The sequence below is a fragment of the Lysinibacillus sp. FSL K6-0057 genome (genome assembly GCF_038630885.1).
GTDB lineage: Bacteria > Bacillota > Bacilli > Bacillales_A > Planococcaceae > Lysinibacillus > Lysinibacillus fusiformis_F.
Map to the genome: position 1 here is coordinate 4,039,608 of NZ_CP152047.1, position 25,511 is coordinate 4,065,118.

Annotated in this window: 24 protein-coding genes; 2 read left to right on the forward strand and 22 right to left on the reverse strand. The window is 32.1% G+C overall.

The genetic code is table 11. The features are described from left to right. From MHB40_RS20130 to MHB40_RS20170, 9 genes are all read right to left on the reverse strand, one after another. Entirely contained in the window at positions 1 to 1,257 is a 1,257-nt protein-coding gene (locus MHB40_RS20130; protein WP_342533279.1) for a hydroxymethylglutaryl-CoA reductase, degradative, read from the reverse strand. A gap of 136 nt (positions 1,258 to 1,393) precedes the next feature. After that, on the reverse strand, positions 1,394 to 1,942 hold the full coding sequence (locus tag MHB40_RS20135; RefSeq protein WP_342533280.1) for an XRE family transcriptional regulator: 549 nt from the start codon (positions 1,940 to 1,942) through the stop codon (positions 1,394 to 1,396). A gap of 437 nt (positions 1,943 to 2,379) precedes the next feature. Then, entirely contained in the window at positions 2,380 to 3,666 is a 1,287-nt protein-coding gene (locus MHB40_RS20140; RefSeq protein WP_342533281.1) for an S-layer homology domain-containing protein, read from the reverse strand. 579 nt (positions 3,667 to 4,245) lie between these two features. Continuing rightward, positions 4,246 to 4,395 (reverse strand): hypothetical protein, encoded by a 150-nt coding sequence (locus MHB40_RS20145; protein WP_342533282.1) that lies wholly within the window; start codon positions 4,393 to 4,395, stop codon positions 4,246 to 4,248. Between the two features lie 1,040 nt (positions 4,396 to 5,435). After that, positions 5,436 to 6,194: a hypothetical protein gene (locus tag MHB40_RS20150; RefSeq protein WP_342533283.1), complete on the reverse strand. Its 759-nt coding sequence runs from the start codon at positions 6,192 to 6,194 to the stop codon at positions 5,436 to 5,438. 218 nt (positions 6,195 to 6,412) lie between these two features. Next, positions 6,413 to 6,658: a Fic family protein gene (locus MHB40_RS20155; RefSeq protein WP_342533284.1), complete on the reverse strand. Its 246-nt coding sequence runs from the start codon at positions 6,656 to 6,658 to the stop codon at positions 6,413 to 6,415. Between the two features lie 156 nt (positions 6,659 to 6,814). Then, positions 6,815 to 6,943, reverse strand: a complete 129-nt coding sequence (locus tag MHB40_RS20160) for a hypothetical protein (protein WP_342533285.1) — start codon at positions 6,941 to 6,943, stop codon at positions 6,815 to 6,817. A gap of 306 nt (positions 6,944 to 7,249) precedes the next feature. Next, on the reverse strand, positions 7,250 to 7,753 hold the full coding sequence (locus MHB40_RS20165; RefSeq protein WP_342533286.1) for a hypothetical protein: 504 nt from the start codon (positions 7,751 to 7,753) through the stop codon (positions 7,250 to 7,252). Further along, positions 7,750 to 8,778, reverse strand: a complete 1,029-nt coding sequence (locus MHB40_RS20170) for an ATP-binding protein (protein ID WP_342533287.1) — start codon at positions 8,776 to 8,778, stop codon at positions 7,750 to 7,752. Before MHB40_RS20170 ends, MHB40_RS20165 begins: the two co-directional genes overlap by 4 nt. A 453-nt stretch (positions 8,779 to 9,231) precedes the next feature. Between MHB40_RS20170 and MHB40_RS20175 the strand changes: the two genes are divergently transcribed. Beyond that, positions 9,232 to 10,367 (forward strand): IS3 family transposase gene (locus MHB40_RS20175; RefSeq protein WP_342532494.1). Its coding sequence is split into 2 segments (ribosomal slippage): positions 9,232 to 9,454 and positions 9,454 to 10,367, totalling 1,137 coding nucleotides; the frame shifts between segments, so codons are not numbered across the junction. 341 nt (positions 10,368 to 10,708) lie between these two features. After that, positions 10,709 to 11,068, forward strand: coding sequence for a tyrosine-type recombinase/integrase (locus MHB40_RS20180; RefSeq protein WP_342533288.1), 360 nt, complete (start codon positions 10,709 to 10,711; stop codon positions 11,066 to 11,068). A gap of 607 nt (positions 11,069 to 11,675) precedes the next feature. On the opposite strand, the gene MHB40_RS20185 is transcribed toward MHB40_RS20180, so the two are convergent. The 13 genes from MHB40_RS20185 to MHB40_RS20245 form a co-directional block, all read right to left on the reverse strand. Beyond that, on the reverse strand, positions 11,676 to 13,952 hold the full coding sequence (locus tag MHB40_RS20185; protein WP_342533289.1) for a DNA/RNA helicase domain-containing protein: 2,277 nt from the start codon (positions 13,950 to 13,952) through the stop codon (positions 11,676 to 11,678). 457 nt (positions 13,953 to 14,409) lie between these two features. Next, positions 14,410 to 15,435, reverse strand: coding sequence for a retron St85 family RNA-directed DNA polymerase (locus tag MHB40_RS20190; RefSeq protein WP_342533290.1), 1,026 nt, complete (start codon positions 15,433 to 15,435; stop codon positions 14,410 to 14,412). 205 nt (positions 15,436 to 15,640) lie between these two features. Beyond that, complete coding sequence (locus MHB40_RS20195) at positions 15,641 to 15,967, reverse strand: hypothetical protein (protein ID WP_342533291.1); 327 nt, start codon at positions 15,965 to 15,967, stop codon at positions 15,641 to 15,643. 8 nt (positions 15,968 to 15,975) lie between these two features. Further along, on the reverse strand, positions 15,976 to 16,857 hold the full coding sequence (locus tag MHB40_RS20200; protein WP_342533292.1) for a hypothetical protein: 882 nt from the start codon (positions 16,855 to 16,857) through the stop codon (positions 15,976 to 15,978). 536 nt (positions 16,858 to 17,393) lie between these two features. After that, positions 17,394 to 18,545, reverse strand: a complete 1,152-nt coding sequence (locus MHB40_RS20205; protein WP_342533293.1) for an HNH endonuclease signature motif containing protein — start codon at positions 18,543 to 18,545, stop codon at positions 17,394 to 17,396. Between the two features lie 116 nt (positions 18,546 to 18,661). Beyond that, the gene (locus MHB40_RS20210; RefSeq protein WP_342533294.1) at positions 18,662 to 18,952 is read right to left on the reverse strand and encodes a hypothetical protein; all 291 of its coding nucleotides are present in this window, start codon (positions 18,950 to 18,952) and stop codon (positions 18,662 to 18,664) included. A gap of 382 nt (positions 18,953 to 19,334) precedes the next feature. Next, positions 19,335 to 20,018 (reverse strand): hypothetical protein, encoded by a 684-nt coding sequence (locus MHB40_RS20215; protein WP_342533295.1) that lies wholly within the window; start codon positions 20,016 to 20,018, stop codon positions 19,335 to 19,337. Positions 20,019 to 20,021: 3 nt separating this feature from the next. Further along, positions 20,022 to 20,390 carry a hypothetical protein gene (locus tag MHB40_RS20220; RefSeq protein WP_342533296.1) on the reverse strand — a complete coding sequence of 123 codons (369 nt, stop codon included), beginning with the start codon at positions 20,388 to 20,390 and terminating at the stop codon, positions 20,022 to 20,024. After that, complete coding sequence (locus MHB40_RS20225; protein WP_342533297.1) at positions 20,344 to 21,288, reverse strand: AAA family ATPase; 945 nt, start codon at positions 21,286 to 21,288, stop codon at positions 20,344 to 20,346. The genes MHB40_RS20220 and MHB40_RS20225 overlap by 47 nt, the downstream gene beginning before the upstream one ends. Before the next feature lie 166 nt (positions 21,289 to 21,454). Further along, complete coding sequence (locus MHB40_RS20230) at positions 21,455 to 21,580, reverse strand: hypothetical protein (RefSeq protein WP_342533298.1); 126 nt, start codon at positions 21,578 to 21,580, stop codon at positions 21,455 to 21,457. A 580-nt stretch (positions 21,581 to 22,160) separates the two neighbouring features. After that, the gene (locus MHB40_RS20235) at positions 22,161 to 23,294 is read right to left on the reverse strand and encodes a hypothetical protein (RefSeq protein ID WP_342533299.1); all 1,134 of its coding nucleotides are present in this window, start codon (positions 23,292 to 23,294) and stop codon (positions 22,161 to 22,163) included. A 407-nt stretch (positions 23,295 to 23,701) separates the two neighbouring features. After that, the gene (locus tag MHB40_RS20240) at positions 23,702 to 24,286 is read right to left on the reverse strand and encodes a hypothetical protein (protein WP_342533300.1); all 585 of its coding nucleotides are present in this window, start codon (positions 24,284 to 24,286) and stop codon (positions 23,702 to 23,704) included. 139 nt (positions 24,287 to 24,425) lie between these two features. Then, a complete protein-coding gene (locus MHB40_RS20245; RefSeq protein ID WP_342533301.1) occupies positions 24,426 to 25,442 on the reverse strand; it encodes a hypothetical protein in 1,017 nt (338 codons plus the stop codon). Positions 25,443 to 25,511: the final 69 nt, after the last annotated feature.

The following is a 25,511-nucleotide window of genomic DNA, read 5'->3' on the forward strand; positions in this document are numbered from 1 at the left end:
TTATTCACCTCGCAGAGAGTTTGTAATCTCTAAAACACGATCATAACGGAAATCTTTCTCTTCTACCGCCTGCTGCACAACACGATCAATAATATCGCCTGTTGCCCCAGCCATTACAGCCAAGTTTTTCGCATGCAGACGCATATGACCAGATTGAATACCCTCTGCTGAAAGTGCGCGTAAGCTTGCTAGATTTTCTACTAATCCAACTGCGGCAATATAACTGGCTAACTCCTCTGCCGATTGCACATCCATTATTTTTAGCGCTGTTTTTGCAACAGGATGAGTCTTTGTAGCCCCTCCTACAATACCAACAGCTAATGGCAATTCCAATGTACCAACAAGATTGCCTGCTTTATTTAGCTCCCATGTCGTTAAAGAACGATATCTACCGGAACGGGCAGCATAGGCATGAGCACCAGCCTCAACAGCACGTGTATCGTTACCCGATGCTAATACCGCTGCTGTAATACCATTCATAACCCCTTTATTATGTGTGGCAGCCCGATACGGGTCAGCATCTGCAAATTCGTAAGCACTTACAATATTTTTAGCAATTTCTATACCGCCAAGCATATCTGTTGAGAATTCACCACGCGCACGGACAATACGTTTATCTGCTAAATTTGAAATAATCCGTAGCACAACTCGTCCATTTGTAATCCGTTCGATTAATGGTGACACAGATTCTGCCATTGTATTGACAGCGTTTGCCCCCATTGCATCCTTCGTATCTACGATTAAATGGACAACAACCATTGTTTCTTTTGCTGTGTCGATTAAGTGTACTTCTATATCCTTCACTCCACCGCCTAACTTGACTAACGTTGGATCTTTTTCATTACAATGCTCGATGATCTCATCTTTATGTTCAAAAATTTTCGCTCTCGCTGCATGAGGGTCCTCAATATTTAATACCTGAATCTGTCCACGCATAACTGTTCCCGAGCTGGAAGTAAAAATACCCCCTAACTCATATGCTGCACGTGCCGCATTACTAGCCGCAGCGATTACTGACGGCTCTTCCGTAGCCATCGGAATAAATACCTCTTTGCCATTCACCTTAAAGTTGGCCGCTACCCCTAGAGGCACTGAAATATGTCCAATAACATTTTCAACCATTGCGTCTGCAAGCTCTAATGAAATTCCACTTTTTAAAGCTTCAACTTCCTCGTTGGTTAAATTTGATTTTTCAGCGATTAACTTAATTCGCTCTTCTACTGAAAGTAAATAAAATCCTTTAATTCGTGAAGTCATCCCTATACCCCCAAAAATAAAAAGTGTAATATAATTCAACTTAGTTGAATAACATTACACCAATTGTAAATTGTCTGAATAGTATTGTAAACAAGAAATTTGTATTTTCGATAATATTTACGTTTAAAAGAAAGATTTAATCCTCAACATAAATTGTTAATACCTTTGAGTTTTCCGCAGAATTGTTGATAAAGATATGCTCCTTTTTCCCAGAAAAATACGCAGAGTCCCCCTCTTCTAAATTGTAAAATTTATGATCGTATTTCAAGACGATACTACCCGAAATGACATAAATAAATTCATCATTATCATGTGTATAAGGGGCTAAATTTTCAGCTCCATTATGTACAGTGACAATAGAAGGATTGATATTGCTCATATAGCTCTTATTCGCTAACAGCTCATATTGATAGCCAAGTTCATTCGTTTCAACAGTCTCATTGCGCTCTTTTTTCGAGACAATCGAAATGCCATCAAATTGATCCTGGATAACAAACCAAGCCATTGGCACATCAAATATTTCCGCAATCTTGGACAATGTCACCAGACTCGGTGTCGTTTTGCCATTTTCTATTTTTGAAATATGGCTTTTCGTTAAATTAATCTGCGAAGCTAAATCATCCTGAGACATTTTATTTTTCTTTCGCATCTGCTTTATTTTTACTCCAACTTCTAGTAAGTTCATCTATTCCAGTCCCCTCAATCATTTCGTTTTTTACAATAACTATACTATATTTTTAAATGATGGATAGAAAAATACGGAGAGTATAACACCCCATCCTTTTCGTCTGTTCAACTAAATACAAAAGGGTGTGCTAAAAGTAGCGAAACTTTTAGCACACCCTTATACCATTATAGTGATGACATTCACATCTTCTTAGTCTGTATACTCCCAATCATAATTTTCGTCATTGTTGCATCCTGCTCCACAGCGAATACTTTTAAGAATCAGTTGTAATACATTTTATCACTCTTACTAATATGTGAATGTTCTCTTTTCAATCCTATCTTGCAATCGTCATTTTTTATATTCCCGAATACTATTAGAAAGATAATTCCTATAGCTATACCACCTTACCATTCCATTACTTCCGAAAACTTTATTTTGCCCCTTGATCCACTCTATTTATTTCTCTCAACAATCATCGCGTGACTTCCAAGTTCTTTATAGCTTTTGAAAAACTTATCGGCATTATGTGAGACTCTTCCTTTTAGCGGATTCATCACATGAACGGTATTATTGAGCTCATTATAGCCAACAAGCACAACAGCATGGAGATTAATCGGTGCTTTAAAATATTCTTTTGTATCACTGAAATACCAAGAAGACGATACTTTTGGCGCACTTAAATCCAAGGTTACCCAAATGACTACTGGAACATTATGATTAATTTTCTCATAGAAAAACTCTTTTTCCTTGCCGCTTACATCAGTCGCTGTGTATTTTGTCGTTCTTCCAATGAAAAATTTTTCAGCAGAGGCAACAATGGGAGGTGCATAAGAAAAGAAGCCTGTCCCTAAACGAGGATCTCCTGCATAGGCTTTATAAGGATTTGGACCGTATCTTTTATTATTCTGATAGGTAAATGATTCCTTCGGTAAATAATTATTTGCCATTTCCATTTTGTTTGTTGAAAATCCATAATAGTTTAATACAGCTGTTAAAGACGTTATTTCGCAGCCATTTGGCAATTCTGGATTTTGCTTAACAATTGGAACCGTTATGTACATTTTATTTAGCTTGGGTTCTTCTGCAGGAGCTTGCGCTTTTGGCGGCTCTGGTGCTACACGATACGTTTCATCTAATACCCTCGCCATCATCACGGCAAATTCTGCTCTCGTTAAAAAGCGTTCTGGTTGAAACGTCCCATCCGCAAAACCAAAAACAATTTCATTTTTCACTAATGCCTGAATAGACGAATACGCCCAATCGTTCGTTGTAACATCCTTAAATTGAAGTGAAGAAAGACCACTTAATTCAAAAGCTCTTGTTAGAATTGATGACATTTCTGCCCTTGTCACAAATGCGTTCGGTTTAAATTCTTGCCCCTTTACAACATCATCAAAAACCCCTTCAGCCATGACGGCAGAAATGATATCGAAATGAGCATCTTCATTTTTTACATCAACCAACTGTGGGTCAGGTCGATCGATCACACTGTATCCCTTCGCTCTCGTAACCATTAACGCAATTTGTAATCGCGTTAATTTATCATTAGGTGCAAAACTCCCATCAGGATTTCCCTGAATAATATTTTGTTGAGATAAGTATTGGATTTCCTTGCCTGCCCAATGCTTTTGATCCACATCTTTAAAAATCATTTCAGCTGCATAAACATTTGATGCAAAGTAAAGATTATTAATCGCAATAATTAAAACAATCATTAGTAATAATAACTTTTTCCTCATATAACGCTCCTCTGTCTTCAAAAATAATCATATTTATACTAAATTACAATAATTATATTTTCTACATAAGAGGATTTTGTATCATAATAGGAGCTTAGTAAAAAAGGGAGGTATTTTGTAAAAAATTCACTGAATTTGTCTATAGTTTGAACACACCAAATCTACACTAAGTAAATTCATGCTATATTTTACTGCTGGTTGAGGTTGTTCACTCTAGTTGGCTCGTTCTCACCTTTGCAATTGAGGTGGATTAATTCATTTTACTTCATTCATAAATTCTCTAAATCTTTCAATGGTTTCTTATGCTTTAGTACGATATAAATAATGAGTTCATTCAAAAGTCATCACTTTCCCATGTATTAAATCATTTATTTGTATTTCCAATGAGTTTGTCTTCCCTATGGCAGCAAATAAAAAATGTTAGGGCGGTACAAGAAATGGCAAAATCGAATAATGAGGAATGGATATCTGATGACAAGTTTTCTGTCACGAATCTGCAATTTAGGAAAATAATAAATTCTACCCCCAATAACAAAGAAAAACATAGGGAGATTTTAGTCTTCCTATGTTTTCATTCAATTATTGATCTGTTTGTTCTTGCTTCTTTTTTAAATACTCAGCACGTATTTTCTCAAGTTGCTGCTTTTTATCCAATTTGGCTGGCTTGTGTTTTTCATGATACTTTGCCACAGCCACCTTACCTTTAGTATCCAATTGATATTTCCCCACTTTGGTTCACCTACTTTTCCTGCCTTTAAAGAAATCTATTCAACAAATATAGTATACCTTATTTTGTTGATGTAAACCTTTTTCCTATATTGGTGTACTGCTTAATCTTAATTTCGGTAAAAGCTTAGTAAATAATCCATAGCCAAATGTATTTAAAATATCAGTATCCACCCATTTTTAGATGATGATACTTTTATCATTATTTACCGCTACAATATTGCTCATTTTTATGTATGGAGAAGGCGGGAGTCGAACCTACCGACTCATAATGTTATTATATCAAGGTTTGCGGGGGCATAGATTATTTTTGACTACGATTTTGACTACGAGATAAAAAAAATTGCGAGGTAAAGATTAGTAAAAGAATTATCATTGAAAAACGGGGGTTGTCTCATTCTTTTGGAGTAAAATCACATGAAGTTGAAAAGGCAAAAACGTTGTTAAATCAGCGTTTCTACCTTTCACTTTTTATTCATTTTTGGTTAAAAAGGCTCTTTTGGGGCAGCCCCCTTGTTTAACTGATCTGTCTATTAGCATAAGAAGTGACTACTCTTATTGAACAATCGCACCCCGTTAGCCATCCATGAAGCGCTAAAATATGCTCTTCACCACAGAAAATGAAAGATGATTAAGTTCTTTCTAGGAGTTTAAGAAGAACCTCGATGCTTATACAACAATTGCGCCCGATTATTATATAAGGGTGGCATGTACGCATTTACAACGTTAAGCACAAAGAAGTTCCAAAATGAAATTTTGGGACGAAATAAAACACTTAAAACGTTGTCATACCAATGTATTAAGTGTTTTTCTGTATTTCATTCATATACACCTTGTATGCACTATCCAGTTAGACGGAAAATCGATTCCAGTTATGTATGAGCAATTGATGGAAGAAGGGTTAACCAAACTCTCTGCATTTCGGCGATATATCACTGAACTGCGAAAGCAGAAAAAAACAACATCACCCCCTTATCCTTCAAATTTCAAGAAATCAATGTACTTCCTATGCTTGGAGAGGCATTCAATCTCTATTGTATGAATTATTTTATTAAATAATCAGGAGAAAATTTCAATCTGTATTTTTTATCTTTTTGCTCATTTTTTCTATCAAGTTCCCTGTTAATAAACTCCATATGCCAATAAAGCTTCTGATATATCCTTTCATTTCTATAAAGTAAATTGTTTTCTTGTATCATTTCAAATCCACTTGAAAGCATTTCCCCATAAAAATGGCACATAGATAGGTAATTTAAAAAATATACTCCATCAAAATCTTTTCTTATAAAATCAGATAACTCGTCATTTTTCTGTACTTCATTAACAACAGTAGAATCCAATACTATTCTTGGATAAATAGCTATATTACTTTCTAAATCATAGGTTTTTAATAACGCTTGACCCCAGACCATAATATCATCAACAAATAACTGACCGATTGCTATCCCTCCCCTTAAAAGCCACCCAACCGAGTCTGAAGCAGCAAGTGCTTGAAAGTGTGCAACACAATAAATTAATGTCTTAACCTCTAATTTGCGTTTGTCGTTATCCTTAGATAATTTTCTACTAATCAAAATATTATCCGAAAAAATTTTAAAATTTATCTCCTTATTTTCTTCCCACGCTATCATTCTTGTTGTATCAATGGAGTGAGTATATAAGTTATACAATTTATTCATGGCTAATTGTTGCTCTTTATTACCTTTATTCATTTCTGATTTTATTCCCAATAAATCAATATAAGCTACTATATATTCTTCAGTTTCTCTGTTGTAAAGATCAGTATTACCATTTACTAGCATACATAAATCCCCCTATTCTTTTTTTATATGGAGAATGTAATGGCGAACCAACCATCTAAAACATTATTATATCAATGATTACTGGGCAATTGATTTTTCTAACTACGCTTTTGACTAAGTTAGTAAAATTTCTTTATATGGAACTATCTCTAAAGAACGTCATAAATTATCTATCAAGCCCTTTTAATGTCTTTTTAAAAATCCATTCTAACATCGTTTCATCTGTCTTTGAAGCAATTCATTGCTTGCATATATTCTTCGCTACCCAAATCCACATACTCCCACAAAAAACCTTTATTTAAAGCATACAAGTAAATAAACAAACGTATTGTTCGACCATTTCCTTCTCTAAAAGGATGAAGTAGATTTAATTCAGCTTTATAGTATGCTAGTTTTTTTGCAGCTTCCTCAAGTGTTCCCCAAGTTCCTTCCTCTTGCAACTTAGATAAAATTCCATTACACATAGTTAAAATAAACCACTTTTACAAAAACAGGTACTTCCTTTTTACTAACTGTACATCTCGAATTTTACCAGCAAACTTGTATATATCTTAAAGTAAATAGTGTTATAAATTTAAGTGTGAATCAAAATCAAATTGTTGAATTGTATATTTCCCTTGCTAAAGTTCTAAAGACCTTACTGTAAAAGCCAATTGTTCAGCCTGTTCTAAATCATAAAAATTATCAAATGCTATATGGCATTGTTTAAGCAAGTACTGTTCATCTTCACCAAAATTATATTTTTCCAAACTGAATCACTTCTTTAATCATTTTTAGTGATAATATTTTTCCATAGTTTACTATTTCAATTGCCTTCAATGTAAGCCGTTTATCAACTTGAAAATTTTCTAATGTTTAATTTTTTTCAACACGTTTGTACTCCTGCGATTCCAAATGAAATTTCTTCATGCAAGTTCCTTCTACCATTTTTAGTAAAAAATATTAATCACTACACTAATATCAATTATTTCAGCACTTCTTGGATTTTTGACTTCAATTAATAAAGTATATGGTGTAGAGACAATTTATTCACTCGAACACTAAATATACAACATCTATATCCATTCTTTCACTAAGCTATAATCTCTCGCCAGTTCTTCATTCATCACAACTACATGACTTCCCCAAATTTTACGATGGTATAGTAAATGTTTTGAAAAGGCATCTTGAAGTGGTGGCAGCCATTCCATTCGATGCCCTTTAATGATTAAAATAAATTTAAACACAGCTTGCTCTTTATTCATCTCTAAAAAATTTGTAGGGATTGCCTCATCATGATATCTTCGCAAAATAGCCGTTAAAAACATATTGAAGGCGTGAACAAATTTATCTGATACATCCTTTATAAAGGTATCGAATTTTTCTTGATTGTCCTTTGTGGGCTGAGGCGAACTTGATTTCGCTTCAATAAAAGCAAATTCCTGTTCCTTTAACGAAACAACCAATTCAACTGATTTAATGCCCTCACCAATTTCAGTATGCAACTGAGAATTTTCAATAGGGAAAATTTTATCTTCTACAAATTCAAATAACATATTCGATTCTCTGACCTGTATCATGATTCCATCTCCATCTTGACTTCATCTTTATAGAGCTGAATAAATGTATCTCGAATTGTATTTCTCTCTAAATTTTTGAATTTTTCATTGCTTTCACATTTCACACCACGCTCTGTCTTATAGAGCGAATGAAATTTGACTGTGCCCTCAGTCCTTGCTTTGATATCAAAATATTTACATAATGTATAATCATGTGTGGAAATAAAGATTTGTACACCACCGTTTTGTAATTCTAAAAGCATATCTACAAGTAGCGGAATATGCACAGGATTAATATTTGCCTCAGGCTCATCCCAAAATAAAATAGATCCTTTTTCTAGGGTTCCGTTCTTCATTAATTGCCAAAGTAAAGCAATTTTGCGAATCCCTTCAGCCACCAAATTAAACTCTACTTTCGATTGACCATATTTTAAATAAAACTTATCTTTTGGCACATCAAAGAATACTTTGCCTTCGATAATTTTTTCAAGTCGTTCAAGTTGTTTCTTTTTACCCTGTGCATTTCGTCCAACTGAAATATCCACTTTTGCAGAATGAATAATATCAATATACGTATCATCGAAATCAACATTATTTTTTTCATTTGCCGAAATAATATTATACGAATTCGATAAAATTTCTTTTGCGGGAATAAAGGTACTCTCGATGTTACTTAACGTCTTTTCCCAGTTTTCTTCATTCTTCACTTCTGCATCCCATTTAGTTGTTCTCGTACTAAAGTTTATTGATAATGTTTTAAGCAGTTCCTCTTTTTTGGCATAAATTTTCACACTTGAACTAGTTGTCCCATGTCGTTTATGAACGAGTCTTCCAATTTTAAAATCATCTGGTCTAAACGTATTTACGATTTTTTGTGAAAATGAAATTCTTGGATCTGCCGCCTTACAAGCAGAATAGATTAGCTTCATTAAATGTGTCTTCCCTGTACCATTGTCACCGATAAATAAATTAATTCCTTCACAAAATTCAATATCTAACTGCTCAAAAACGGTAAAATTACTCAATTGAATTTTTTGAATAGTCATACTCACAACCCCTTTCATGCAATCACTTGCTATAGAAAAAACGCCAAACCTCTTATTTATCAAGAAGTTTGACGTTCATCAAAACCACCTTTTTAGAAACACTATATGAAATTTTATCCATCATCACTGATAGCGAGGTTACGGCTACATTGATAATGGATGATTTCCCCACATCATTAGCTCCAACTATTACAGCACTTTACCATTCAATTTTAAGGTTAAATCTTCTAAGTCTCTAAAATTCCAAGACATTTTTCATTATTAGATTCACCTCTAGCTAAAGGACATTTTCATGTTACGCTATACCAATTATACATACATTAGTGATTTACATTTCTTTAAAATATTATACCATTATCAACTTTCAACTTACAAAATGAATGTAGAATGGAGTCATGGACACATCCTGGTTAAGTAAGTATTATTATAACCAAGAGAGGACGTGTCTTTTTTATGAGTCAAAAAAGATTTAATAAAGAATTTAAACAAACTGTTGTGGAGCTTTATCACTCTGGTACACCAGTCAGTCAACTGTCTAGCGAATATGGCGTTTCTGAAGTAACTATTTATAAATGGATTAAGTTACATTCTCCAATCGAAGGTGCAGAAGAATTAACTGCAGCGGAAGTTTCTTCGATTCAAAAAGAAAATCTTCGGTTAAAGCAGGAGATTGAAATCTTAAAAAAGGCTATGACCATATTCGCGAAAAAGTAACAGAACAAGAACTCATTGACCATATTGAAAACGAAAGCGAACATTATCCTATTCAATTAATGTGTCGCGTTTTAAAGGTACCCAAAAGTACGTATTATCAGTCTTTCCACAAGAAACCAAGCGTGTACGAAGTTGAAAACAAAAAAATTACAGTACGTATTTGTGCCATTCACAAAGAAAGTGATGGACGATACGGTGCGCCGAAAATACATGCACAGTTACTCAAAGAAGGCGTGAAAGTTAGTATTAAACGCGTACAACGACTCATGAAAAAAGCTGGTATTCGCTCAAACATCACAAAAAAGTACCGTCCGACGCCAACACAAAAGCCCGTGGAAGAACGTGAAAATATACTTGAACAAGATTTCCATACAACGACGATTAATGAAAAATGGGTAGCTGATATTACGTATATCCATACAATCCGAGATGGATGGTGCTACTTGGCGTCGGTTCTTGATTTACATTCGAAGAAAATTGTAGGGTATAAATTCGGACGAAAAATGACCGTAGATTTGGTCGTTGAAGCATTGGATTACGCTGTACAAGCTCAAAATCCATCCTCAGGATTAATCATCCATACCGATTTAGGTACGCAATATACGAGTGAAACATTTCAAGAAAAACTAAAAAAACACGAAATGATTCCGTCGTTCAGCCGTAAAGGATGCCCGTATGATAACGCATGTATCGAGTCTTTTCATGCGACATTGAAAAAAGAAGAAGTCTATCGAACACGCTATGAAAATTATGAAACAGCTAGAGTGGCACTATTTCAATACATTGAAGGTTGGTACAATCGCAAACGAATTCACGGTGCTATAGGCTTTCTAACGCCTGATGAATGTGAAGATATGTGCCGAGCTATGGCGTAACATTTTGGAATACAAGAAATGTTCCCCTTCACATTTTTGATGCGCAACCTCCATGGATTTCTCGCTCTACATCCCGAGTAGTCTGTCAAAGGCTCTTTTCACTTTGACTGGCTACTCGGGATGTGGAACACTCCATAAATGGTGGTTGCTACAAAACAAAAACTTAACTTTAATGTGTCCGGAATCTTGACTTAGATCCAAAATATGAAATCTATCTATATCTACATTATTAACATTTTAAAATGAATTAAATATGAGAGTATACATAAATGCTTCACCAATATATACTTGATTGTATATTTCATTACATTCCCTATAAATTAAATTTCTCGATAAATAAATTGCATATTAACAAAGCACTTTCAAGAGGGAAAAATAATAAACTGTATGTTAAATCCACAAAAACAGGCGTTGCTCGCACGTTTAAAATGGACGATAAAACAATGGCTATTTTAAAAGAGTGGAAGAAAAAACAGAAGCAGGATTATTTAGTACTAGGCTTTAACACAATGCAGCCAAAGCAGCTTGTATTTAGCAATGAGAAGAATGCATATTTACAGCCAACAAAAACTCGTAAATGGATTTTACATGTGCAAAAGAAATATCAGCTTGAAACAATTACTACACATGGCTTACGTCATACACATTGCTCCTTATTATTTGAAGCGGGTGCTAGCTTGAAGGAAGTACAGAATCGTTAGAACATAATGATATGAACATCTATGCACATGTTACACAAAAGGCGAAAGAAGAGGCAATATTAAAGTTCGCTGACTATATTAATATGTAACATAATTGACTACATTCGATTGAAATTCAATGAAGTCACATGATATAGAAAAAACGTCAAAATCCTTATTTATCAAGGATTTTGACGTTCATTGAAATCATTTAATTCCATAAAATGGAGACGATTGGAGTCGAACCCACCATCTCAGAATGCTATTATATCAAGCTTTGGGGGGGCATAGATAATTTTTGACTATGTTTAATTAAAATTATAGGTTGTGGGGAATAATTTTATCTAGGTAAAGCTGTTAAAGCATTAAATAAATCCACCTGTACTGGATCATTTGGATCATAATTTTCTAAAAATTTTTCAAAAAGTTTCCCTAACCCGCCTTTACTAAGTCTTATCTTGAACGCTGCCCATTATCATTTTCGTCGATTATGTACAAATGTGATTTTGCTGCACCAACCTGCAAATACCTACTACTGTCTTCTCCTTCGTAATCCTTTAAATTCAGATTTCCTAATTCATCTACATAAATATATTATTCTTCCAAATAACCTCGCGAGAAGCATTCATTATTTGTACTCCTCTACTTTTTCTGCAACTAGTAAATTCTTCATTTCACTTCGCTCATCATATACTTTTAATAAACGTTGCTTCAAATATTCCGCAAGTTTTTCATCCGTACAATACAGAAAACATCCCTTTTGCCCGCGTGACATCAATGTACGATACGTATTTCGAATAATCGCATCAACAGCCACCGCTGCTTTCTCTGGTTCTTCCTTCATCCATTTTTTAATGCCTTTAACAGATTGATCAGTTTTCGCACGTTTTGTATAGTCGGTAATAACGATGCCATCTTCATAGCGTAAATCGTCGCCAATAATGACGCCAACATACTCAAACTCTAAACCTTGGCATGTATGAATACAGCCCGCTTCATCCACGGATGCTTCCGCAATTGCCCAAATATCATTCCCTAAATTCCAGCTGATTGAAAAATCATACTCTTCGATGACGATGTCATGTACGTCACGATTATTTTTCTCACCCGAAATCCATTCCCAGCAGTAGCCTGCCACAATTCGAGCCTTATTGTTAACTTTATTTTTCTCTTTAATCATATTACGTAGCAAATTTGGCGAGTCTACTATTTGAATATCGTAATCCATCCCTAAATCATTATTATTTGCTGTTTCACGAATTCCAAGGACATCATCTAACCACGCAATATAGCCATTCGAACCATCACATCTAAATTGCGAAGCTAATTCTCCTTCGTATACTTGCAAACCTAATTCATCAGCAAATCTTTTAATTAGCTCCACACTACCAATATCCTTTAATGTCACTCGTTGTGCCTCATCAATGAAAAACACACTGAACTTCGCACTATTCATAAGCTCCTTTACTTGGTTTTCACCAAGATTACTGAATAAGCCTGACTTTTCATTTAATCGATGTGCCTCGTCCACTATTAAAACATCAAATTCATTTTTATCAGTAGCATGGAAACTTCCTGAACCTTTAAATAGGTTATCGATACTTTTCTTCTTCATTGTACCTTTCAGCTTTGTTGCATAGACATCTCGTGGCGCACTATTTTTCGTTACATACATTGCAAAATAATCGTCCTGAATCAGCTGTACTAACAGGTTGATTGCTAATACAGATTTCCCTGTACCTGGACCACCTATTACAATGAAAACACCTTTTTTATTCTCTGCAATACAGCTTGCTGAATAATCTAAAATTTGCTCATACACTACCTTTTGATCATCAATCATTACAAACTCTGGATTACCCTGAAGCATTGCAGCTATACTATCTTGAAGCGATTTAGAAGGCTTAATTCGACCATTCTCAATTTTTGCAATGATACCATTTTCATCACCATATTTAATATATTTTTTTATAAATTGGCGAAGTTGCTCCATTTCGCCTTTTCGGAAAACCGGTGACTTTTCAATATACTCTGCATAATGTTCATCTAATAATGGATCATTTTCTTGAATGAAATAATTATGTAGATACGCACATGGCTGAAGATGAATTGGTACATTTCGGACTTCTTCATTGAAGTCTTCAATTAAACAAGAATAACTCCAAGCCTGATAAGACGGATGTGTCGTTGGACGCTTTGAGCCACCCAAATAAGTTTCTACCACAACGGCATCAAGGCGATCATTTTTTTCTACCGTTTCCCATTGCTTCAGTTCAACAATGACTGCATGGTCCTCTACTCCGTCATTACCTGCAATAATAAAATCGACACGCTTCCCTGTGTTCGGAATTTTAAATTCAATATGGCGCTCTCTAAGCTCCCCCAATGTGCGAATCCGAATACCTGATTTGTACATCAACTTAATTGCGCAGGCATCTCTAAAGCCTATAAAGGTAGTTTGGTCAATCAATCGAAGAAGCCTATCTATATCTGATTCCTTTGCTCCTTTTTTCACTTCTTTATCAATTTTAATTTGAATATTGCTCCAGAAGCGGTCTTTAATCCAACCATTATTATAAAACTTACTTAATACGGCTTTAATTGATTTTAATCGAATTAATTTAGTCGCTAGTGTAACCTCTAAAACATCCAAATAGTGATACAGCTTATCAATATTAATATCCTCTACATATTTGATATGGCACATTTCTATAAATTGCTGAAAAATATACGCATAGCTTTCAATTGTGCGTTGTCTATTGCCAGCAATACGCATTTGATGAAAAATCGTTTCAAGTGCTTTTTGAATTTCTTTATCATCTTTCCTTAGCTCTTTTTGTTTGTTCGATATAGCTACCACATCACCACTTACTGCAAATACGCCATGTTTTCTACTTCTGGACATACAAAAAACCTCCCAATTTTTTAATTAGAAGGTCTAAGAATCGTTCAAATATGTTATTTTTCCATAGGGATGAAAATAGGGATATTCAACAAGAGTACAACTCCCGTTCAATATCCCTAACCTCGAAAATCGTTGATATACCGCCGTTTATAGGCTGGCAAAAAATGGAGACGGCGGGAGTCGAACCTGCGTCTTTTTAAAGTGCTATAATAGCTTCGCTTATTATGGTTTTTAATTGTTAATAAAAATCTTTGACCAAGGCTTTGACCAAGGTTTAATAAATTACCTTACGGAGGCAAGTTTATAGAGTTTTCACGAATTTGGTTCGGGGACCTTCTAATAATTAGTATATATTAATTGATTACAAACTAAAAGAGAACCTACGATTCTCTATAGGTTCTCTCAGTAATTAATATTCCCACTCAATCGTTGATAAAAAACCTTTATGAATGAAGTTTTAATAGGACCAACTAATTTTATCCAATCTTTCTAAATATCTTTTACCAATATCCGGTTCTATACTATATATAAAGTGAACCTTGCCATATAAATATTCTTTAAAAAATGATTTTTCAGACATACCTATTTTTTGTAAATGATTATACACTCCATATTTTTCACAAAAGTAAATATGTTTTTCAACTTCCTTTTTGAAGACTCTTCTAACTTTAACACCCTTATTTACTATTAATCCAGTGACCATCTGAGTTTGATTTTGATATTGAAAACGCTCTTTCCCTTGATTTAATTCAAAACCAAAAAATGCAAGAGTTTTTTTAACAGTATCTGTCTTAGAAATAAGCGAAGAAACATCATTTGAAGAAAAAGTCATATCATCCGCGTACCTAGAATAAGAAAAATTAAATCTATCCGCTATTTTTTGCAACGAATCATCCATTTCTTTACAATATATATTAGATAATATAGGACTACAAGGCGAACCTTGAGGTAGATGACCTTCATATGTTAGTAAATTAGTTAATGCATATGCAATTTCAGAAGAATACCCTAGATTATAAAAAAGGAAATATATTTTTTCATCAGATATATTCGGAAAAAAATCTTTAATATCTATTGTATAAACAACATTCTTATCAATATGATGTTTAGCATTTACTAAAATATTTGAATTTCTTTTAAAACCTGTAGCACATGGACTCACTTCTAAATAAACCAAAATGTTATCTAATATCCATCTTTGAATTTTTTTCAAATTTAAGCTTGGAGAATCAATTGTTCTGTACCCACCATTTCTTTTAGGAATACTAAATTCACTGTATAAATATTCAGTATTAGCAATATAATGAGACAGAACAGAATATTTAATACCCATTAGTTTAGAGAGATGTTTAATATCAAAAATAACAGGTAGGTCTTTTTCAATTAAGTTACTAGCATATGCTAGACATCTATCGATATATTTTTTGGAAAACCTTCTGGGTCCATTCTCCATTTGTTCCTTTAATCTATTAATATATTCCATTACAATTTAATCTCCTAAATAAAACGTCTAGTTTCTACCTTAATTCATTGTTTTATACACTTTCATCGCTTGTCGATGTAACAAATAAAAATTGCAAAGCAATTTTTGTTTTAGTGATTAAAAAGTGCTCTTCTTTTTAATCACTAAAGCAATAAAGTGGCATTAACGATGACTGAGACTCTCAGTCAATCTAGAAACTAGACAATTATATTATATCTTCCTTGAATTTTTTGTCAAATCTTTTCGGTATATAAATTTCATCAAATCTTAAGGGCTCATTTACAAAAAGATTCTCTTCCCCAACATCATCATATTCTTTTCGATATAAATTTAATTCTTTAAGAATCTGTACTCCTATCTTAGTTAATTTAAAATAGTTTTCTAGTTCTATTAAACCGTCTTTCAGTAAGTTTGATAAAATATTATCTAACTGCTCAGTTTGTAATCCAAATATTTTTAATATTTCATCATAAGAATAACTTGCTTTAACGTTATTAAAATAATGAAGAATTAAGATTTCTTTATATCCCATATTCAAACCTACCTATTAGTTACTTTTCTATTCTCGTAATTCTGACGCTTTCTATTAGGAGCAGATATTCTTACAAATAACCTCTTCCATTTATCAGGTTTATGTTTTGAATGATACCAAAAAGCACTTACAGTATTATTCGGGATATTATGAGAAAATAAAATTAATAATTCAGAGTTTTTATAACCCAAAATATTCCTATTTCCTTTCCCCCATAAACCTTCTTCAATGTGATATAATCTCTCGTATTGTTCTTTTGATAAAACGTTTGCTGCAGATAAATCTTTAGCTAAATCACAATAAATAAACTCAAATTGTATATCTCCGTATTCTTTAATAATATTTTCAAAACTATCCAAAGATTTTTTTGTTACTACTATAAACAAGAAAGTAACTTTTTTCCCTTTCATCAGTTCATGATGCTCACCAATAAATTCTTTAACTGTATCTCCAGTTCCAGAAATATCATCAACAAATATTAAGTTTTTATACTCCTCTGAGTATTTTATATCCGTTAAGATAGTGTCTCTATATGGAAGAAAATTACTCCCCCTCATGACTTCTTCTCTTTCAATCTCTTTTATAATTTGTATCATATCGTTTGAACCACTATGTCTTCCATCAGTAGGTGTTAAAGGTAAAATTACAGTTGAATAAAAATTATTACTAAGTTTTTTGAGTTCAGAGATTTTCTCTTTTAATTTTTTCTTTATCACTACCTTAGGATAAAACTCTAAATTAAATAACAAAGAGGTTAATAGATTTTCATCTCCATCCACTTTTGAATTCTCTAGCCATTCAATATACCTTTTTCTAAAATTTTGGAAGTATAATTCGTCTCTATACTGTCTTCTTATAACATTTAAATATTCTTGAATATCTTTCGACATAATCTACATCCTTTATACAATTATAACCACATTTTAACATAAAATGATTTACTTTGAATCGTTTAAGTTTTATAAACAGTAACATAACTTTACCAGTTGGTATTGAAGTATCGAATGAATCCTATATAGATATGAAATCCACATCTTTTTATTTTAACAGCTCAGTAAGCTCGTACAATTACTTTGTACCTAGTGCTAAACGGTCTTACTTACACACATAACGAATAAATCGATTTTGGTTGCTGCCTTCATTGTAATACAACTAAATACTTTTTCTACATATTAGACAATCTTTATTCCTTTTAGGTCTGCATAATTTTGAATTACTCGTTCCTCCATATCTACATTCTGTTCTTCAGTACTTACACGATAATAACCAATAATTCGACTCAAAAAACCCTCTTTTCTATATAGTTATACATTTTTTATACTTTTTAACAGACTAGTTTATAGACGAATTCAAAAAAAAGAGAGCATAAACGTTGAATTATGCTCAATCTTTAACTCGTCTATTAAACGAAGGTTTTATGTTTAAACTAAATATTATTTGAATCATTAATCTCGAAAGGTCTCTTTAGTGAACCACCTGAGCCAATAGCATATACAGTTGGACTAATGATAAGCTTATTATCAACAACTTCTATATTTCTACACACTCCGATTAAAATTATTTCTTTGTTGGTTCCCGATAAATGATAACTAACAGCAGAACTATTCATACAAAAAAACTCATCATATGTAAATGTAATTGAAAGGTTTTTATATTTTTTGGTATTCGGAATACAACCCCTTCTAATCCTTTCCATACCTGTTTGGTTCTTATTTGTACGGCTTTTATCGTTACCAAAGTTAAACTTCCCTTGGTATATAAAGCTTTTATTTTGTTCTAAAATATTCTTTACTTCCTCTATATTCCCCCAGGAATTATTTAAATTGATAAAATCTATTTTTTGGCTTACTAGTTCCATTAATGAAGCATAGTAAATTCTTAGGTGTACTGCTGTTCCAAAATCTTTACTAATCCACAATTTACTATTTTCTATATTTTCATTTATTCCAGGCATTAAGTGCCCTTCCCTGCTAATAACCCCCATTTTTAATAATATTTCATACGAATCAGCTTGAGTTACATCAACTTTATTATTTGAAATCCATTGCAAAAAACCAGGATGAAAATAATACCAATAATCAGTGGTTTCTTTCATCAATTTCAAGACATTATTTTTTGCAATTTCTGCTACTTTTTTCACCCAGGCATCTTTAAACGTTTTTAATTTTTGAGGAGTTAACTTATCTGTCAATAGATTTTCTTTTGTTAAACCAATATGCGCTTCCGCATGATGATTGGAACATAAAACCACAAGATTTTCTTCATCGTGACTCGTACTATCTTCCCAAGGATGGATATGATGTAAAATCACTCCATTTCCATAGTTGTAACATATACAACAACACCTACTAGATTCTAACATTAACTTGTTATAGGTTTTAGTTGGAATAGGAGGTCTGCCCTCTGCTCTAACTATTTTTATAATCTCACAAGCTTCTTCATCAAAATTGCTGATGAACCAATCATCTGGCATATATTTAATTGCATTAAACGTAAAACCCATATTTAAAATTAGTTGTACTTGTTTTTCCGAAAAACCTTTCTTTGTAAGTCCTTCTTTTGTGATTTTTTTTCCCATTTCCATACCACCTTGTTTTTATTATCTTAATATCACCAATAATATTTTACTTTCTATTATACTACTAAATAAATCTCCGATTTTATTTACACACAGAGTAAAATCAGAGGAGGATTTTATCCAGGCGATAAATGTTGGACACGATTATGTTTTGTATAATTAAAACTAATATTGCACCAAAACTTTTCTATTATCCAACCGTTGTTATAGAACTTGCTAAGAGCAGCCTTCGTTGACTTCAAGCGTATGAGCGTTGTTGCAGGTGTTACCTTTAGTACATAAAGATAGTGATACAACGTTTCAACTGTAATGTCTTCTAAATATACAAGTTTGTTAATTGCCTTAAACAGCCCAATGATATATTGATAGCTCTCAATCGTTCGCTGTCTTTTTCCTGCTATACGCATCTGTTGAAACACTACTTCAAGTGCACCTCCAATTGTTAGAGAATCTCGCTTTTACACGCGATTTTCTGTTGGCATTACAACTTACAACTACATCACTATACGGAGGCAAGATTTTAGGTGATAAGATTTTCTCTTTATTGCAATCACTTACAATTTAATAAGCGTGGATATATACTCATTCTAACTAAAGGTTTTATATGTTAACGAGAGAACATTTTAAAAATTTTTTCAAGCTCCATTTAACATTTATTTCGTTTATTTATCACCGTAAAATACTATCCAACAAACAATCTAATTCTTTAAAGATTATAGTTTAATGAAAAAGCAGCGTCTAACAATTTAGACACCGCTTTTTATTTTAAATACTATATCTTAAAAATAGTTAAACTGTTATACCTTCTTCTTTTAAAATATCTTTAAAATTTTCCTGCATAACATCTTTGAGAGTAAGGTTTGATGCTAAATCTAAGTTCCCTTCGTTAATTATTATTACAAAAACATTTTTTATATAAATTAAATTTAATTTCTCTACAACTTCAATAACATAATCAATTAAAGCCACGTCAATCTTAGTTAGTTGTTTAAAATTTAACAAATCCGTTTCAGTACTATCTGTATGATGAATTAATTTAGAATAATCATTATATAGTGTATCTAGTAACTCCTTATCTTTAACATCAAAGGTTTCAAGTCTTTCGGACATTTTACGACGCTCGTGTCTCCTAATTGAGCCTTCTTCCAAATGCAGATGATAGCTTCCATAAATTATTCTATACAATTTTTCAATTAATAATCTGATGAGAGCATCAATTAAATACTTATCGTTTAAAGGAATTAATAGTAAAATTCTACTATAGTATGTTCTATATTCTTTCATCAAATTATAAAAATTTCTCGTTAGATATTCATCTCTATTAAAAAATGAACTAGAAATATAAACATCATTTATTAAATAATACAAACGTTCCATATTTTCTAATTCTTCACTCTGCATATTTTGCATATATAGTGGGTAGTTATCTTTCAAAAAATCTAAATATGATTTGAACATTAATTTTTTTTGCATATTCTAACCCTTATTTCTTGAATATTTATTTATAAATTTAGTTGTTTCTGATGAGTCTATTAATTGTTTTTCTTCCATCTGTTTCAACACAAATTCTTTAAAGGTAGATAAATTAAAATTAATTTCTTCAATTTCATTCTTATCAATTTCTCTTATAACTTTAGCTATAAGTGCCGTCCTATTAGAATATAAATACTCACCTATTGGATTTTTTAATTTAAATAGTTCCAACATATCTTTAATATCTTTGTTATATTCAAATATTTTTTTTGATAAAAGCACTGGTATAAGAACCGAATAAAATTCCATTTTAACTTGGTCTAGTTCAGCTTTCGGCTCCAGAAGTCGAATCCTTCTCCAAAGAAGTTTCATTGTCCATCTCCTCAATTCTAACAATCAATTCATCACAAATTTTAGTCATAATATCGTCTAGGCTTTTATCTTGCCTATCAACAATACTTTTTTCGAAGGGAGCTGTAGCTAATTTATTTGACTCATAAAAAATACTTTCAAAAATATGTATTTTATTTTCTAATACTATATCTGAATCTTTTAAACCCTCTATGTAATCTTCTTGTCTTGGTCGTCTACTTAAATTTACTCCCGTCCATATTACGCCTAAATTCTTAGGCTGTCTTTCTTTAAATACACCATTTCTCTGTGCTTTTACTATGTCTTTTACTACTCTTTCTAATAAATCTACACCTAAAACTGAATACGCATCTGGAACTGCTGGTACAAAATAATAATCGCTCGCATAAAATGACATTTCTGTATAAACAGAATATGTGGGTGGGCAATCTAAAAATATAAAATCATACTCACTACGTAAACTCTCTTCTAAAATATAGTCCATTAACTTATTAGGTGTGCTAGGATTATTCTGTCTTTGAATAAAAATAGTCTCTAATTCTCCCGGCATTAAATCTAAATTTTCTGTTAAACTAAGTATTACTCGCTTTCTATCTGCTCCCACCATATCTTCTTTAAATATATTATCCACAGAACATTTATATTCTAAAACCATTTCACCAGCTTCGTTTCTAGTATAAAAATTAGTATCTTTTGAATACTTTTCTAATAAAGATTGTGTTAGATTAGCTTGCGGGTCAACATCAATTAATAAAACCTTTGTAGGATTTTGAGTACCATCTGTTGCTTCAGTATTATAATATGTAGACAGATAAAGTGCTATTTCTCTACAAAGTGTAGTTTTACCTACTCCACCTTTCATATTAATTAATGAAATTACCTTTCCTCTCTCACTCACAAAATAACCTCCCCGAATAATATACTTACATTCAATATTATTACATAAATGACATTGGAATACCTCTAAATATAATATATTTATTCTTTAATTATTTTGTAAACCGTCGCCCGTCCAATCCAATTTCCTTTGTACTTTCTCCACCTTTAAATAGAACCCTTACTTTCTATTTTATCTTTTCTTCAATAACAGGTCTCCTCCCTTTTTTAACCCGTTTATGTGCTGCCACTAATCCGGGTTTAGTTCGTTTCTTGATAATATTTCTCTCAAATTGTGCAAATATCGCCAACATACCAATGTAACAATTACTCAATAATTTTATTTTACCAATTTAAGGAGTTCAATAAAACTCGATTGACGGTCACCTTGTTCATAAAGGGGATTGTGATAAAAAACTTGAAAGTAAATCTGAATCCAATGAGAGTAAATCCATACAACCAATATGCAACTAGTTGATTTTTGAATATATTTATTACTCATTTCTTTTAGCTCATCAGCAAATCCATTATCTTTGTTATTCTTAAAGCTGCTTTCCGTCCCCCATATATTATCCTTTTCGGACATTAATAATAGAAAATATACCTTTAATTAATTCATTAATTTATCTGTTCCTAGACGGTCGGCTACATTATATTTTCCTTGTACCTACCCAATTTTTGAACACAAAAGAAAATGAGAGCAATTCATCGTTCTTTTCTGCGATGGTTTTATAGACATTTTTTTGTTTATTTCTTCTGCTTGTTCAAAATTTATTTTCGCAATTTTTTAAATAGCAGAAAATATTTTTAAACAAAAAAAAGCAAATAGGGCTAAAACGTTGATTTAACAACTCTTATAGCCCTATTCTGAAATAAAATATCCACCCTTTCCACCTAGCTCCTTGTTAATGGGAGATACTTTTTTATTAATATTAAAAGTTCGGTGTCTGAGTAAGATTTTAAATTTAACTGCATACGGTTGTTAATTAATATAATTAATTCTTGGATAGCGGGTATTAGAAATTTGAAACTATTTCTATGTTTTTCACAAATAATTAGTTCTTGATTTTCGTGATATTGTAATTCTGGTAATCCTCTTTCGCGTATTCTTATAAACAACGCCATGCTTATAGTTTCACGGTGTTTATGTAACAAGTCATTTTTTGTTTGGTCTCTTCTAACTTGTATTCTTTTTTTGTGATAATTACCATCAAATTCAATTCCTATAAGTAAGGAACATTCAAATAAATCTATTTCAATACGATGCCCTTTTTCCCATGTTATATCTAAATATTTCTTATCAAAATCTCCGATTATTTCATTTAGTATTAATTTTAACAATCGTTCCGCCCTCGAAAACTTATGAGAAGAGTTATGGATTGGACACCCTTGATTTTGTGAAGTTTTGTGTCGTACTTCTTTTAAATAATACATTCCACACAGGTTACACCAAAATGGATATTTATCTGAAGTGCTTGGTAATATCAATTCAGAATCAAATGCAGGATGTAACTCTTCAGCATAATCTGGATATTTAACTTTAAGATTATTATATGGTGTTGCTTGTTTGCCATTGCACATTGGACATGCAATATGACCATATGTGAAATCCGCACATTTCTGTTTTTTCACTTCGTATATGCCCCAATGATGTTCTTCACATTTCACATAAATGTAATCATTAGAAGTTGCAGCTTTAATAGAAGGGAGATACCCCATTGCACTATTTCTTTCCTTGTGCCAGTATTTTTCAATATGTTCGTTCTTAGCTTTCGTTTGCACACTTGCTTCTATATTTGTGCCTTTGCAAAATTGACATACAACACCTCCTCTTACCATGGTTTGGTAAACTTTCTCCGGTGATTTTACTGTCAATGGACAATTAGGATTATTAAAATCACACTTCCAGAATGCACTGTATTTATCTTTTACCGTAATCTCATTAAAGCATTTCCCAATTACTTTTTTGTTTTTTTCGGTTGCCCATAATGATAACATTTTCTTTTTTGCTCCCAATTCATTGCTCATTTTAAGTCACTCCTTACTTTTCTATAAGGACATTCTGTTAAAAAGATATAAATTTTATACAAAAAGTATTTATTATTCTCATTTCTTTATAAAAAAATACATTTTTCCGTAAATTATTTTTTACATTTTTTAAAATCAACAGTGTCTAGACCGAGTAAATATAGGTTTTTTAATAAATGAAAAGGAGCACTACTGAACCTATAAGTCCAACAATGCTCCTTTATTTCTATTTATTATTAAAGTAAAATCTTGAGATGGAGTCGATTTAGGATATTGTCTGCGAATAGTATTATATAACACATCGGTACTATCCTCCCTGATATAATCTTTAGCAGTTTGAAATGCTTTCTGTATCATAGAATCAAACCAAGATTATTTAATAATCGCTCAAATAATAAATAAAGGTTTCATTTTTTAGGCAACGGAAACTGCTGCATGAAATGCAACAAAGCAGCAGAAGTCAAATCAATCGACGTTACATAGCCCCAATCCTTAACGTATTGAGTCCAATCATCGAGAACTTTCGAGCGAAGTTTGAAACTCGTCGCTTTAGCATCTTGACCAATCACTTGTTGTAACAACGGCTCAAAAGATTTATGCTCATCCCCTTGCAATTGTTTATAATCTACCAACATGAGTTTTAATAAATCCCAATCTACATCATTCGGCATTGTATGTGTGTCATTAATTGATTCTGTTGTTGTAGTTGTCAATTCATCTTCCAACTTTGATTCTATTGTTTTTTGTTTTCTACTTCCGATTATTAGATTACTGTGAAAAATTTTGTCTTCTGGAACAAACTGCTTTATTTTTACATCGTACAAATAACCCTGTTCTTTTAAAATGCTTTGCACGAACTGATGAGAAACATTATACTCACCATTTTTAAAATCCTTTGTAGTTTTACCTTCAGCTTTCAACTCAAGCATTCTAGCATTAGCAACCTCGATTTGTGACTGTAAATTCAATGCTCGATACTCTTTAATATTCAAATATAAACCCTCCCTTTTACATTCATATTCTCCCATCGAATTTCTTCTTTTGTTGTTAATGGGAACGTTATAGAGATTTTATCAACCACTTTTTTAAAAAAATTTACAATAAGAAAAGCAAAAATGAGAAGGGGGCTTTTTACAATTCAAATAAATAGCTAAACAATTTAGTTATTTGAGTTTCTTTCAAAATAACTTTTTCATATTGTTTTCCTTCTAAATTCAATTCACCTAACTCTTCTCCATATAATTCACTTTGTTCAATTGGTGATGCAAAGAGATAGTATTCGAAGATTACTTTTCCTTTATCTCTTTGCCGATGGTTAATTAAAGCAAAAATTGGCCCCTGCATATCGTTGAGTGCAAATACACTTATCTCTAACATAGGTATCATGAAGAAATATACTTCACAGCTCTCTTTTACATTAGAAGTATTCGTTACTGTATAAACTACTGAATTATTATATTCAAGCTTTTGTTTACTAACTTTTATCTTTTTGGAAACTGGTAAAATTTCTTTTTCCCATTTATTTAATATTTCATAAACCGTTTCAATTGTATCTCCATAAAAACAAAACCAATACTGGTACGACAACGACTTACCTAAATTAATAATGTTGTTTATATTTGAAATCATCGCCTCAACATAGCCCGAATCATATACATCATCTTCATATCCATCTAAATTCATTAATATTTCATTAATATAAATAAATGCTTGGTTAATGGAATCTAGTATTTTAACTACTGATATTACATCTGCACGTCTATTGTTAACCAAATATATCTTTCCTTGATAGAAATTATTAAGCACTATAAAAGTATAACGACTAATATCGCAAAGATGTTGAACACGTTTAAGTGATTCTGTATAATCAATTTTTCGACTGTCTTGATACAAAATAGGATGTGAAATACTTCCGTCTAATTTTACATTTTTTAATACATCAATATCAGATAAGTCTTTTAAAGTGAGTAGCGTATTATAATCAGTCAATATATGTTTGTTAAAAGCTTCTATAGCGTCGTATAAACAATTTACAGTTACTTGCAGATATTTCTCATTTATCAGTTCTAAGTCCTCCGTTTCAATTATTTTTTTATAATAAGAAAGGCTTTCTTCAGTCATTTCTATTCCAATCTCAAAGTAATTCACCTAAATCATCTTCTTTCTCTATATTTTTCTAATCGCAAGCGCACATCTCTTTTTATCGTAATAATCAGA

Bases quoted from the DNA above. Each gene is read 5' to 3' on its own strand.
- MHB40_RS20130 (WP_342533279.1), bottom strand. From the start codon at position 1,257: ATGACTTCACGAATTAAAGGATTTTATTTACTTTCAGTAGAAGAGCGA.
- MHB40_RS20135 (WP_342533280.1), bottom strand. From the start codon at position 1,942: ATGAACTTACTAGAAGTTGGAGTAAAAATAAAGCAGATGCGAAAGAAA.
- MHB40_RS20140 (WP_342533281.1), bottom strand. From the start codon at position 3,666: ATGAGGAAAAAGTTATTATTACTAATGATTGTTTTAATTATTGCGATT.
- MHB40_RS20150 (WP_342533283.1), bottom strand. From the start codon at position 6,194: ATGCTAGTAAATGGTAATACTGATCTTTACAACAGAGAAACTGAAGAA.
- MHB40_RS20155 (WP_342533284.1), bottom strand. From the start codon at position 6,658: ATGTGTAATGGAATTTTATCTAAGTTGCAAGAGGAAGGAACTTGGGGA.
- MHB40_RS20165 (WP_342533286.1), bottom strand. From the start codon at position 7,753: ATGATACAGGTCAGAGAATCGAATATGTTATTTGAATTTGTAGAAGAT.
- MHB40_RS20170 (WP_342533287.1), bottom strand. From the start codon at position 8,778: ATGACTATTCAAAAAATTCAATTGAGTAATTTTACCGTTTTTGAGCAG.
- MHB40_RS20185 (WP_342533289.1), bottom strand. From the start codon at position 13,952: ATGTCCAGAAGTAGAAAACATGGCGTATTTGCAGTAAGTGGTGATGTG.
- MHB40_RS20190 (WP_342533290.1), bottom strand. From the start codon at position 15,435: ATGGAATATATTAATAGATTAAAGGAACAAATGGAGAATGGACCCAGA.
- MHB40_RS20195 (WP_342533291.1), bottom strand. From the start codon at position 15,967: ATGGGATATAAAGAAATCTTAATTCTTCATTATTTTAATAACGTTAAA.
- MHB40_RS20200 (WP_342533292.1), bottom strand. From the start codon at position 16,857: ATGTCGAAAGATATTCAAGAATATTTAAATGTTATAAGAAGACAGTAT.
- MHB40_RS20205 (WP_342533293.1), bottom strand. From the start codon at position 18,545: ATGGGAAAAAAAATCACAAAAGAAGGACTTACAAAGAAAGGTTTTTCG.
- MHB40_RS20210 (WP_342533294.1), bottom strand. From the start codon at position 18,952: ATGCGTATAGCAGGAAAAAGACAGCGAACGATTGAGAGCTATCAATAT.
- MHB40_RS20215 (WP_342533295.1), bottom strand. From the start codon at position 20,018: ATGCAAAAAAAATTAATGTTCAAATCATATTTAGATTTTTTGAAAGAT.
- MHB40_RS20220 (WP_342533296.1), bottom strand. From the start codon at position 20,390: ATGAAACTTCTTTGGAGAAGGATTCGACTTCTGGAGCCGAAAGCTGAA.
- MHB40_RS20230 (WP_342533298.1), bottom strand. From the start codon at position 21,580: ATGTTGGCGATATTTGCACAATTTGAGAGAAATATTATCAAGAAACGA.
- MHB40_RS20235 (WP_342533299.1), bottom strand. From the start codon at position 23,294: ATGAGCAATGAATTGGGAGCAAAAAAGAAAATGTTATCATTATGGGCA.